12 protein-coding genes and 1 pseudogene are annotated in these 11,362 nt (G+C 60.3%); 9 read left to right on the forward strand and 4 right to left on the reverse strand.

Features of this window, described 5'->3' with window-relative positions; all coding sequences use genetic code 11:
* Window positions 1-2: 2 nt before the first annotated feature.
* Window positions 3-560: a hypoxanthine-guanine phosphoribosyltransferase gene (locus KW838_RS07560; protein ID WP_008016649.1), complete on the reverse strand. Its 558-nt coding sequence runs from the start codon at window positions 558-560 to the stop codon at window positions 3-5.
* Between the two features lie 165 nt (window positions 561-725).
* Between KW838_RS07560 and upp the strand changes: the two genes are divergently transcribed.
* A complete protein-coding gene (gene upp / locus KW838_RS07565; protein WP_007973856.1) occupies window positions 726-1,364 on the forward strand; it encodes a uracil phosphoribosyltransferase in 639 nt (212 codons plus the stop codon).
* A gap of 2 nt (window positions 1,365-1,366) precedes the next feature.
* Window positions 1,367-2,641, forward strand: coding sequence for a uracil-xanthine permease family protein (locus KW838_RS07570; RefSeq protein WP_007973857.1), 1,275 nt, complete (start codon window positions 1,367-1,369; stop codon window positions 2,639-2,641).
* Between the two features lie 103 nt (window positions 2,642-2,744).
* Here the strand turns inward: KW838_RS07570 and hemH are convergent, their stop codons facing one another.
* Entirely contained in the window at window positions 2,745-3,767 is a 1,023-nt protein-coding gene (gene hemH, locus KW838_RS07575) for a ferrochelatase (protein WP_102701905.1), read from the reverse strand.
* 13 nt (window positions 3,768-3,780) lie between these two features.
* Entirely contained in the window at window positions 3,781-4,683 is a 903-nt protein-coding gene (locus KW838_RS07580) for a TIGR01777 family oxidoreductase (RefSeq protein WP_102701904.1), read from the reverse strand.
* A gap of 196 nt (window positions 4,684-4,879) precedes the next feature.
* Between KW838_RS07580 and KW838_RS07585 the strand changes: the two genes are divergently transcribed.
* The 7 genes and pseudogenes from KW838_RS07585 to KW838_RS07615 all read left to right on the forward strand — a co-directional run bounded on the left by KW838_RS07585 (window position 4,880) and on the right by KW838_RS07615 (window position 10,715).
* Entirely contained in the window at window positions 4,880-5,866 is a 987-nt protein-coding gene (locus tag KW838_RS07585) for an NAD(P)/FAD-dependent oxidoreductase (RefSeq protein WP_008016642.1), read from the forward strand.
* 199 nt (window positions 5,867-6,065) lie between these two features.
* Window positions 6,066-7,025 carry a DUF523 and DUF1722 domain-containing protein gene (locus tag KW838_RS07590; protein ID WP_218500808.1) on the forward strand — a complete coding sequence of 320 codons (960 nt, stop codon included), beginning with the start codon at window positions 6,066-6,068 and terminating at the stop codon, window positions 7,023-7,025.
* Entirely contained in the window at window positions 7,025-7,966 is a 942-nt protein-coding gene (locus tag KW838_RS07595; RefSeq protein WP_102701529.1) for a MerR family transcriptional regulator, read from the forward strand. Before KW838_RS07590 ends, KW838_RS07595 begins: the two co-directional genes overlap by 1 nt.
* 21 nt (window positions 7,967-7,987) lie before the next feature.
* On the forward strand, window positions 7,988-9,430 hold the full coding sequence (gene phrB / locus KW838_RS07600; RefSeq protein WP_218500809.1) for a deoxyribodipyrimidine photo-lyase: 1,443 nt from the start codon (window positions 7,988-7,990) through the stop codon (window positions 9,428-9,430).
* Window positions 9,431-9,435: 5 nt separating this feature from the next.
* Window positions 9,436-9,531: pseudogene (locus KW838_RS07605) on the forward strand (transcriptional regulator); the annotation flags it as partial.
* A complete protein-coding gene (locus KW838_RS07610) occupies window positions 9,528-10,310 on the forward strand; it encodes an SDR family oxidoreductase (protein ID WP_102701526.1) in 783 nt (260 codons plus the stop codon). The pseudogene KW838_RS07605 and the gene KW838_RS07610, both read left to right, overlap by 4 nt.
* A gap of 99 nt (window positions 10,311-10,409) precedes the next feature.
* Window positions 10,410-10,715: a YkgJ family cysteine cluster protein gene (locus tag KW838_RS07615; protein ID WP_015096814.1), complete on the forward strand. Its 306-nt coding sequence runs from the start codon at window positions 10,410-10,412 to the stop codon at window positions 10,713-10,715.
* Window positions 10,716-10,839: 124 nt separating this feature from the next.
* Here the strand turns inward: KW838_RS07615 and KW838_RS07620 are convergent, their stop codons facing one another.
* The gene (locus tag KW838_RS07620) at window positions 10,840-11,358 is read right to left on the reverse strand and encodes an acyloxyacyl hydrolase (RefSeq protein ID WP_102701525.1); all 519 of its coding nucleotides are present in this window, start codon (window positions 11,356-11,358) and stop codon (window positions 10,840-10,842) included.
* Window positions 11,359-11,362: the final 4 nt, after the last annotated feature.

Consider the following 11,362-nt stretch of genomic DNA (forward strand, 5'->3'; position numbering starts at 1 on the left):
TCTTACATTCCTTTAACGGCGAAAATCCCGTTGGCGTTACGCCAGTAGCCTTTGTAGTCCATACCGTAACCGAAGATGTAGCGGTCGACGCACGGCAGACCGACGAAATCGGCCTTGAGGTCCGGGCGAGCCTTGCGGTCGTGGTCTTTATCGATCAGCACGGCGGTGTGCACTTTACGTGCGCCGGCGTGTTTACAGAAGTCGATGATCGCACCCAGGGTGTGACCTTCGTCGAGGATGTCGTCGATGATCAACACATCACGATCGATGAAGGAGACTTCCGGCTTGGCCTTCCAGAACAGGTCGCCGCCGCTGGTTTCGTTGCGATAGCGGGTAGCGTGCAGGTAGGACGCTTCCAGCGGGAACTGCAGATAGGTCAGCAGCTTGCCGGAGAAAATCAGTCCGCCGTTCATCACGCAGAACACCACCGGGTTGCTGTCGGCCATTTGTTCGTTGATTTGTGCACCGACGCGGGCGATGGCCGCCTCGACTTCAGCTTCGGTGTACAGGCAGTCAGCCTCTCGCATGATTTGACGGATATGCTCGAGATCAGCGGACATGGTGCTCTCCAGGGGATGGCGGATTCAGGAAAAGCGGGCAAAGGTACGCATCAAGCGAGGCCAGATCAAGCGTTTGTGGACTAACGTACTGTATGTCTATAGGACAACACCCTCGGATAGATTAATCTAGGCCGGTTTTTTTGCCCGCCGCCGGAGCCTTTCCCCATGCCCATCCATGAGATCCGCCACCCGCTGATCCGTCATAAACTTGGCCTTATGCGCCGCGCAGACATCAGCACCAAGAATTTCCGTGAGCTCGCTCAGGAAGTCGGCGCCCTGTTGACCTATGAAGCCACCAAAGACCTGCCGCTGGAATCCTACGATATCGATGGCTGGTGCGGCACTGTGTCGGTCGAGAAAATCGCCGGCAAGAAAATTACCGTGGTGCCGATCCTGCGTGCCGGCATCGGCATGCTCGAAGGCGTGCTCAGCCTGATCCCGGGCGCCAAAGTCAGCGCCGTGGGTGTGGCCCGCAACGAGGAAACCCTCGAGGCCCACACCTACCTCGAGAAGCTGGTGCCGGAAATCGACGAACGCCTGGCCATGATCATCGACCCGATGCTCGCTACCGGCGGCTCGATGGTTGCAACCATCGACCTGCTGAAAAAAGCCGGCTGCAAGGACATCCGCGCCATGGTGCTGGTCGCTGCGCCAGAAGGCATTGCCGTGGTCGAGAAGGCTCACCCGGACGTGATCATCTACACCGCGTCCATTGATCAAAAACTGAACGAACACGGCTACATCATCCCGGGGCTGGGCGATGCCGGTGACAAGATCTTCGGCACCAAGCAGAAGGACGCGTGACCATGCAGCAAGAGTTCAACGATCCGCTCTGGCGCACGGTGCTGTCGGGTGCACAGATGCTGTTCGTGGCCTTTGGCGCCCTGGTGTTGATGCCGCTGATCACCGGTCTCGACCCGAACGTGGCGCTGTTCACGGCCGGCCTGGGGACGATCCTGTTCCAGATCGTCACCGGGCGTCAGGTGCCGGTGTTCCTGGCATCGAGCTTTGCCTTCATCACCCCGATCATTCTCGCCAAGGGCCAGTTCGGCCTGGCCGCGACCATGGGCGGCGTGATGGCGGCGGGTTTCGTCTATACCTTCCTCGGCCTCGCAGTGAAGATCAAAGGCACCGGTTTCATCGACCGCCTGCTGCCGCCGGTGGTGATCGGGCCGGTGATCATTTCGATTGGCCTGGCGATGGCACCGATTGCCGCCAACATGGCCATGGGCAAGGCCGGTGACGGCAGTGAATTGATTCATTACCAGACGGCGATGATGATCTCGATGCCTGCGCTGCTGACCACGCTGATCGTTGCGGTTTTCGGCAAGGGCATCTTCCGCCTTGTGCCGATCATCTCCGGCGTGCTGGTGGGCTTTGGCATGTCGTTCTACTTCGGCGTGGTCGATACCGCGAAGATCGCAGCGGCACCCTGGTTCGCCATCCCGCACTTCACCGCGCCGGAATTCAACTGGCAGGCGATCCTGTTCATCGTCCCCGTGGCATTGGCTCCGGCCATCGAACACATCGGCGGCGTGATTGCCGTGGGTAGCGTGACCGGTCGCGATTACCTGAAGAAACCCGGCCTGCACCGCACTCTGCTCGGCGACGGCATTGCCACTACGGCGGCCGGTCTGTTCGGCGGCCCGCCCAACACCACCTACGCCGAAGTGACCGGCGCGGTCATGCTGACCAAGAACTACAACCCGAAAATCATGACCTGGGCGGCGATCTTCGCCATCAGCCTGGCGTTCATCGGCAAGTTCGGTGCGCTGCTGCAAAGCATTCCGGTACCGGTGATGGGCGGGATTCTGTGCCTGTTGTTCGGTTCGATCGCGGCGGTGGGGATGAACACACTGATCCGCCACAAGATCGATCTGGGCGAAGCGCGCAATCTGGTGATTGTTTCGGTGACCCTGGTGTTCGGGATCGGCGGCGTGCTGATCGGCACCGGCACCGGGCCGGACGACTTCGGCCTCAAAGGCATCGCGCTGTGCGCGGTGGTGGCGATTGGCTTGAACCTGATCCTGCCGGGCAATGACAGCTGGAAGCACAAGAAGGCGAATGAGCCGCTGCTGTAGTGATTCAAGCGCTTTGTTGTTAATGAAATAGCTTTCGCGAGCAGGCTCGCTCCCACAGTCTGGAATGCATTTCCCTGTGGGAGCGGGCTTGCTCGCGAAGCTTTTAAAGCGCCATCGGCGCCCTTTCGCACAACGCACTCAACGCCTGCGCCCAATGCGGGTCATCGTTGAGGCACGGTACCAGCACCAACTCCTCGCCCCCCGCCTCGCGGAATTGTTCCTTGCCGCGATCACCGATCTCTTCCAGTGTCTCGATGCAATCGGCAACGAACGCCGGGCACATCACCAGAATTTTTTTCGCGCCGCTTTTAGCCAACTCATCGAGACGCGCCTCGGTGTAGGGTTCGATCCACTTGGCGCGCCCCAGGCGCGACTGGAACGACACCGACCACTTGCCCTCCGGTAGCCCCATTCGCTTGGCGACCTCTGCCGCCGTCCGCAGGCATTGGCCGCGATAACAGGTGGCTACCACCTCCGGTGGCGCTCCAGCGCAACAATCACCACCACCCTCGAAGCTGTGACCGGGGTTGAGTTTCTTCAGATGCCGTTCCGGCAAGCCGTGAAAGCTCATCAGCAAGTGATCGAAATCCTGCTCCAGATAGGGCTTGGTCGTGGCCGCCAGCGCATCGAGGTACTCGGGTTGATCGTAGAACGGCTGGAGCACCGACAACTGCACGTCGAGGTTTTTCTCACGCACCACGCGCCTGGCCTCTTCGATGACCGTAGTCGTGGTGCTGTCGGCGAACTGTGGATAAAGCGGCGCCAGGGTGATTCGCTTGTGCCCCGCCGCGACCATCCGAACCAGCGTCGATTCTATCGACGGCTCTCCGTAGCGCATCGCCAGCTCGACCGGGCCGTGCTGCCACTGGGCAGTCATGGCTTGTTGCAGGCGACGGCTGAGCACCACCAGCGGCGAGCCCTCGTCCCACCAGATCGAGGCATAGGCATGGGCCGACTGCTCGGGACGCTTGATCAGGATCAGCGACACCAGCAAGCGCCGAACCGGCCATGGCAGGTCGATCACGTACGGGTCCATCAGAAATTGATTGAGGTAGCTGCGCACATCCGCCACCGAGGTGGAGGCAGGTGAACCCAGGTTGACCAGAAGCAACGCGTGATCGGTCATGCAACATCCTATTTCAAAGGCGAGCGGACAGATCATCCAGAGCCGCGCGCAAATCCGTGAACTGAAAAGTGAAACCCGCCTGTAACAAGCGAACCGGCGTGGCCCGTTGGCCGCCCAGCAACAGCAAGGACAACTCGCCCAGCCCGACCTTCAAGGCGAAGGCCGGCATCGGCATGAATGCCGGGCGATGCAGCACGCTGCCCAACGTCTTGGCAAACTCGCGGTTGCGCACCGGTTTGGGTGCGCACGCATTATAGGGACCGCTGGCCTCGTTACGATGCAGAAGAAAATCAATCAGAGCGATTTGATCGTCGATATGAATCCATGGCATCCATTGCCGGCCGTTGCCGATCGGCCCTCCCAGCCCCAGCTTGAAGGGCAGTAACAGCCGCGACAAAAAGCCGCCCTCGGCCGACAGCACCAACCCGGTTCGAATGAGGATAACGCGAATGCCCAACGCTTCAGCCCGTTGCGCGGTCTCTTCCCAGGCGATGCATAGCTGGCTGGCGAAGTCTTCGCTGACCGGCCCCGAGTCCTCGGTCAGTTCGCGCTCGCCACCGTCGCCATACCAGCCGACAGCCGAACCGGAAATCAACACCCGGGGTTTCTGCTCGCGACTTTCAAGCCACGCCAGCAGGGTTTCAGTCAGCGTGATCCGGCTGCTCCACAACAAGGCTTTACGCTTGTGCGTCCAGGGCCGGTCGGCAATTGGCGCGCCGGCCAGATTGACGATCGCATCCACCGGTTCCTGCCCCAGATCCTCCAACCGGGCAATTCCACGCACTTGGGCACCACAGGTTTTCGCGACTTTTTCAGGCTTGCGACTCCAGACTGTCAGGCGATGACCCTGCCCGGACCAGTGCCGGCAGAGCTGACGTCCTATCAAACCAGTACCGCCGGTCAGCAATATGTGCATGACTTCTTCCTCGCGTGGCGTTTTACCCTGTCCACTAGTCTATTTTTATAAGCAGGGATCTTTGGTATCGAGCAGGCTCTATGGTTAACAATAGGCCAAGCTGTCAGAACGAGAACGCTAAAAGTTATACCAAAAAACAATATTGTACAGGTTTGAACCCCGGCGTAGTCTGTACAGAAAGGTAAACGAGGCCCCTATGACTGTACCTATCGCAATCATCGGCACCGGCATTGCCGGACTCTCCGCCGCCCAGGCCCTGACGGACCTCGGGCACGTGGTTCAACTTTTCGATAAAAGCCGCGGCAGCGGCGGGCGCATGTCGAGCAAGCGCAGCGACGCGGGCGCTCTGGATATGGGCGCGCAATATTTCACCGCCCGCGACCGCCGCTTTGTCACGGAAGTCCAGCGCTGGCAGGCCAGAGGCTGGGTCGCCGAGTGGACGCCGCAGCTGTACACCTACCATGGCGGTCAGCTCAACCTGTCGCCGGACGAGCAGACCCGCTGGGTCGGCACGCCGCGCATGAGTGCCATCACCCGCGCCCTGCTCGGTGATCTTGAAGTGCATTTCGCCTGCCGGATCACCGAGGTCTATCGCGGGGAAGAACACTGGCATCTGCAGGACGCCGAGGGCTTCACCCACGGACCGTTCAGCCACGTCGTCATCGCCACGCCAGCGCCGCAGGCCACGGCTCTGCTGGCATCGGCGCCGAAACTCGCGGGGGCCGCCGCCGGGGTGAAAATGGACCCGACCTGGGCCATCGCCCTCGCCTTCGAAACGCCCCTGGAAACGCCCATGGAAGGCTGCTTCGTACAGGACAGCCCACTCGACTGGCTGGCCCGCAACCGCAGCAAACCCGGGCGCGACAACACCCTCGACACCTGGGTGCTGCACGCCACGAGTGCCTGGAGCCGGCAACACATCGACCTGCCCAAGGAAGCGGTGATCGAGCAGTTGCACGGCGCGTTTGCCGAACTGCTGCACGATTCCATGCCCGCGCCGAGCTTCAGCCTCGCCCACCGCTGGCTCTACGCCCGCCCCGCCAGCAGTCACGAATGGGGCACCCTGGCCGATGCTGACCTGGGGCTGTACGCCTGTGGCGACTGGTGCCTGTCCGGACGTGTCGAAGGCGCCTGGCTAAGCGGTCAGGAAGCCGCCCGCCGCTTGCATGAACACCTGCAATGAACCGTAGGAGCTGCCGAAGGCTGCGATCTTTTGATTTTGTTTTTCAAGATCAAAAAATCGCAGCCTTCGGCAGCTCCTACAGGGGCATTACGCCGCAAAAACCTATACAGAAAATTTGACTTGTACAACTTCGAATCTATGATGAAGTTATCTTGTACAGACACAAATGTTTGTACAGGTTCAGATTCGAGGTGTTCCGATGTCCCAAGCCCCCGTCAAACCGAAAATAGCCATCAGCGCCTGCCTGATGGGGCTCGATGTGCGCTTCAACGGCGGGCACAAGGAATCGCGGCTGTGCAGCCGGACCCTCACTGATTATTTCGATTTCATCCCGGTCTGCCCGGAAGTGGCCATCGGCCTCGGCGTACCCCGCCAACCGATTCGGCTGGTGAGTGGTGCCGATCAACCCGAAGCCGTGGGAACCCTGGATCGCAACCTGAACGTGACACAACCGCTGGCCACCTACGGCCGGGACATGGCAGCGCAGTTGGGGGATATTTGCGGTTATATCTTCATGCAAAACTCCCCGTCCTGCGGCCTGGAGCGGGTCAAGGTCTACCACGCCAACGGCACACGAGCGGACAGTGGCGGTCGCGGGATCTACGCACAGGCCTTCTGCCTGCTGCACCCGGACTTGCCGGTGGAGGAAGACGGCCGGCTCAACGATCCGGTGCTTCGGGAAAACTTCCTCACCCGCGTATTCGCCTACAGCGCCTGGCAGCAGCTACGCCAGGAAGGCTTGACCCGGCGCGGCCTCACGGACTTTCACTCACGCTACAAATACCTGCTGATGGCCCACAATCCGGTGCAATACAAAGCCCTGGGCCACTTGCTGGGCAGCATGGGCAAAAACGATCCGCAGGAACTGGGCCCCCGCTATTTCAGCGAATTGATGGCAGCGCTGAAAAAGTGCGCCACCCGCCGCACCCATAGCAACGTCCTGCAACACCTCAGTGGCTACCTGAAACAAACCATCAGCCACGAAGACAAGCAGGAAGTGCAACAGCTGATCAGCCAGTACCGCCAAGGCATCGTGCCGCTGGTGGTGCCGCTCACGCTGCTCAAGCATCACTTTCGCCAACACCCTGATCCGTACATCGCCCAGCAGGTCTATCTGCAACCGCACCCGGAAAATCTCAGCCTGCGAAACGCCATCTGATGAAAAAAACACTCGACACCAGCGCCCGCGAAGACCTTGGCGATGACTTTGAAAAGGCGCTGGACGAAGGCTGGCTGCCGATCCGTGAAGTGGCGCGCCTGACCGGCGTCAATGCCGTGACCCTGCGCGCCTGGGAGCGGCGCTACGGCCTGATCGTGCCGCAACGCACACCCAAGGGGCATCGGCTGTTCTCGGCCGACCATGTACAACGTATCCAGGCCATCCTCACCTGGCTCAACCGTGGCGTCGCCGTCAGCCAGGTCAAGGAGTTGCTCGATACGCCGCCAGTATTCAGCGAGTCCGTCGACAACGATTGGCACACATTGCTGCTAACGTTGCTGCAGGCGGTCAGCGGATTGCAGGAACGCGCCTTGGATGACAACGTCAATCAGGCGATGGCGCTGTATCCGCCGCGAACCCTGTGCGAGCAATTATTGATGCCATTGCTGGCCGCTCTGGAGCAACGCTGGCAGGGCCAATTCGGTGCGCAGATGGAGCGGGGCTTTTTTTGTGCCTGGCTACGCAGCAAATTCGGCGCGCGCATCTACCATAACAATCGTCAGTTGCGCACCGCGCCAATGCTGTTGATCAATCACTCGGACCTGCCCATGGAACCTCAGCTGTGGCTTACGGCCTGGCTGATCAGCAGCGCGGACTGCCCGGTGGAGGTCTTCGACGGGCCGCTGCCTGTCGGCGAACTGGCATTGGCGGTCGAACTGCTGCAACCCCGCGGGGTTTTGCTGTACTCCAGCAAGGCCATGAACCTGGCGCAACTGCCGAAACTTTTCAAAGGTGTCAGTTGCCCAAAAATGATTGCCGGACCAACGGTGTGCATCCACCACGCCGAGTTGTCCGCAAGTACCACAGAGATCACTGACTTGTACCTGGCCGAAGATCCATTGTCGGCACATCAGGCACTCGTTCAGTGCGGGCTGATTTAAATGAATCGCATGGATCCCCCTATGCAATTGATCTGGCTGCGCAGCGACTTGCGCCTACATGACAACACCGCCCTCTCGGCCGCCGCGGCTCGTGGCCCGTGCGTGGCGGTGTATCTGCTGAGTCCGGAACAATGGCTGGAGCACGACGATGCGCCCTGCAAAGTGGACTTCTGGCTGCGTAACCTGCGCGACTTGAGCCGTGAACTGGCTCAACTGAACATTCCCCTGCTGGTCCGCCAGGCTCCCCGCTGGGATAACGCGCCCAGCGTATTGCTGAACCTGTGCCGACAGTGGCAGGTCAACGCCCTGCACCTCAACGAAGAGTACGGCATCCACGAATCCCATCGCGATGCAGCGGTCGCCCGGACGCTACAGGCCGAAGGCATCGAAGTTCACCGCTACCTCGATCAATTGCTGTTCAAGCCGGGAAGCGTGCTGACCCGGACCGGCACTTACTTTCAGGTCTTCAGCCAGTTCCGCAAAGTCTGCTACGAACGACTGCACCACTCACTGCCCAATCTGGTCCGTGCGCCGCACAAACAAGCGCCGCTGAACATTGCCAGCGATGCGGTCCCCTTGAGCGTCGAGGGTTACGCAACGCCCGGTGATCCTCTGCGCAGCCTGTGGCCGGCCGGCGAAACCGAAGCCCGCCGTCGCCTCGACAACTTTAGCGAAGCGCAGATCGACTACTACCAGAGCGAACGCGACTTCCCGGCAAAACCCGGTACCAGTCAGCTCTCGGCCTATCTTGCCGCTGGGGTGATTTCTCCACGCCAATGCCTGCACGCCGCGTTGAACAGCAATCAGGGTGAGTTCGAAAGCGGCAGCACAGGCGCCGTCACCTGGATCAACGAACTGCTGTGGCGCGAATTCTACAAACACATCCTGGTGGGCTACCCGCGAGTGTCCCGACACCGCGCGTTTCGCCCGGAAACCGAAGCGCTGGCCTGGCGCAATGCTCCCGATGAACTGGCCGCCTGGCAACAGGCGCGCACCGGTTTGCCGATCATCGACGCCGCCATGCGCCAACTGTTGACCACCGGCTGGATGCACAACCGCCTGCGCATGGTGGTGGCGATGTTCCTGACCAAGAACCTGCTGATCGACTGGCGCGAAGGCGAACGCTTTTTCATGCGTCACCTGATCGATGGCGACCTGGCGGCGAACAATGGTGGTTGGCAATGGAGCTCTTCCACCGGCACCGACTCGGCGCCTTACTTCCGGATTTTCAACCCGCTGAGTCAATCGGAAAAATTCGATCCCGAAGGTGTATTCATCAAGCGATGGCTGCCGGAGTTGGCAGGGCTGAATAAAAAAGATGTGCACAACCCCGCCAATCTCGGCGGACTGTTTGGTGGGGTGGATTACCCCTCACCGATCGTCGACTTGAACACATCCCGGACGCGTGCGTTGACGGCGTTCAAAAACCTGCCGTCACGACAATACGCCGCCGTTGGATCATGAATGACCGCCACCGGGATTACCTCGATGCCGGGGCTCTGCTTTATAAATGTTTACCCGTATTGGACCGGGCAATGGCCTGGCTGAAAAGGAGATTGGGATGAGTCGTACGCTCTCACGACGATACTGGCTGACCGGCGCCAGCAGCGGCATCGGTGCCGCCCTGGCTGAAGAAATCCTGAAAACCGGTGCGCACCTGGCCGTCAGTTCGCGCTCGGTAGCGCAGTTGAAAGTCTTGTCTCAACGCTATCCGGGGCAAGTGCTGGTTGTGGCCGGTGACCTGACCAACAGCCAGACCGTGCGCGAGATCGGCGAGCAGATTGCCGAGGACTGGGGTTCGCTGGACACCGTGATACTCAATGCCGGCACCAGCGAGTACGTGGATGCCAAGCAGTTCGATGCGTCGATTGTCGAGCACGTGTTGCGTACCAACCTGTTGGCCAGTAGCTATTGCATCGACGCCGCCCTGCCACTGCTGCGTGCCGGCACCGCACCCCATATGGTGGCCATGGCCAGTACGGTAACTTACCTGCCGCTGCCCGAGGCAGTAGCGTATGGTACCTCAAGGTCCGGGCTGCGTTACCTGTTCGAATCCCTGCGCATCGACCTGGCCCCTGAAGGCATAGAACTCACGGTGATCAGCCCCGGGTCTGTCGAAACGCCGCTGAAGGCGAAAAACGACTTTCCCATGCCCTTGAGCTGGCCGGTGGAGAAAGCTGCGCGGCACATCTTCGAAAAGCTCAAGGACCGACCGCTGGAAATCGCTTTCCCGGCTGCGTTCATGGCTGCCCTCTGGCCGCTCTCCAAACGCCCGGACCAATTGAAACTGGAGATCGGCAAGCGCATGGTGCGCAGCCAGCCACCGATCAAGGACCAACCCTGAAGATCGCCATCATCGGCAGCGGTATCCCGGACGCTCCGATACCTGGGCGTCCGTCAGACCTTTCACACAGCACCGGGTGACTGCCTTACACTGCGCGGCATGAAAACCATCCCCCATACGCAAATCGCGGAACCCGCAGTCACGTGCTCGACCTGCGCAGCCTGCTGCTGCCAGCTCGAAGTCATGTTGATCACCGACACGGGTGTGCCTGAACGGTTCATCGATACCGATGACTGGGGCGGGGAAGTCATGCTGCGTCTGGACGACGGCTGGTGTGCTGCACTGGATCGCAACACGATGATGTGCACCATCTACGAAAAACGTCCGCTGATCTGCCGGGAGTTCGAGATGGGCGCACCGGAGTGCATCGACGAACGCCTGGGGATTTCGACGGCGTATCGCTGAACTGAAAGCAAAGCGCCCCCTGTGGGAGCGAGCTTGCTCGCGATAGCGGCTTCAAATTCAACATCAATGTTGGCTGATACACCGTCATCGCGAGCAAGCTCGCTCCCACATGGGACCTTGATGCTTACAACGGCATCGTGTAATGCAATGCGTAACTCTCTACACCATCGTTCGGAGTCGCGATCCCGGCGTTGGAATAGTGCGTCGCACGAACCCCGACTTCATGTCCGCCGGCAAAGCGCAAACCGAATCCAAAGCGGTCTTCAAACTGGAAGGCGCTGCCCAGATCGTTGCTTTCGACTTCGGTGCTGGCAAACGCCGCCACGCCAACCCCGAACTCGATGTAGGGTTTGACGTTCTGGCCGGAAAATTCATAAACCAGCACAGGCGAGAACGACAGACTGTGGTTACTGGATTTCTCGTCACCCTCCCAATAGGTGTAGGCGCCGTCCCAGTAACCGGTCAGACGCCCCACATCGCTCTGCCACCAACTCTGGTCCCAATCGAATTGCATGCCCAGTCGATACGTCATGGTCGAATCGCTGGTCTGACCTACCGCGAACTCCACACCTGCCGCCTGCGCTGTAAAGGTGTGCCCCATTAATGCGGCCGCAATCGCGGCCAAGCAGAATAGTCGCTTCACTAGA

This window comes from Pseudomonas sp. PDM27, from assembly GCF_019219205.1.
Classification (GTDB): Bacteria; Pseudomonadota; Gammaproteobacteria; order Pseudomonadales; family Pseudomonadaceae; genus Aquipseudomonas; species Aquipseudomonas laurylsulfatiphila.

What these genes read in the sequence shown, in the direction of transcription:
- KW838_RS07560 (WP_008016649.1), bottom strand. Translation starts at nt 560, where the DNA reads ATGTCCGCTGATCTCGAGCATATCCGTCAAATCATGCGAGAGGCTGAC.
- phrB (WP_218500809.1), top strand. Translation starts at nt 7,988, where the DNA reads ATGCAATTGATCTGGCTGCGCAGCGACTTGCGCCTACATGACAACACC.
- KW838_RS07595 (WP_102701529.1), top strand. Translation starts at nt 7,025, where the DNA reads ATGAAAAAAACACTCGACACCAGCGCCCGCGAAGACCTTGGCGATGAC.
- KW838_RS07610 (WP_102701526.1), top strand. Translation starts at nt 9,528, where the DNA reads ATGAGTCGTACGCTCTCACGACGATACTGGCTGACCGGCGCCAGCAGC.
- KW838_RS07585 (WP_008016642.1), top strand. Translation starts at nt 4,880, where the DNA reads ATGACTGTACCTATCGCAATCATCGGCACCGGCATTGCCGGACTCTCC.
- KW838_RS07590 (WP_218500808.1), top strand. Translation starts at nt 6,066, where the DNA reads ATGTCCCAAGCCCCCGTCAAACCGAAAATAGCCATCAGCGCCTGCCTG.
- KW838_RS07570 (WP_007973857.1), top strand. Translation starts at nt 1,367, where the DNA reads ATGCAGCAAGAGTTCAACGATCCGCTCTGGCGCACGGTGCTGTCGGGT.
- hemH (WP_102701905.1), bottom strand. Translation starts at nt 3,767, where the DNA reads ATGACCGATCACGCGTTGCTTCTGGTCAACCTGGGTTCACCTGCCTCC.
- upp (WP_007973856.1), top strand. Translation starts at nt 726, where the DNA reads ATGCCCATCCATGAGATCCGCCACCCGCTGATCCGTCATAAACTTGGC.
- KW838_RS07580 (WP_102701904.1), bottom strand. Translation starts at nt 4,683, where the DNA reads ATGCACATATTGCTGACCGGCGGTACTGGTTTGATAGGACGTCAGCTC.
- KW838_RS07615 (WP_015096814.1), top strand. Translation starts at nt 10,410, where the DNA reads ATGAAAACCATCCCCCATACGCAAATCGCGGAACCCGCAGTCACGTGC.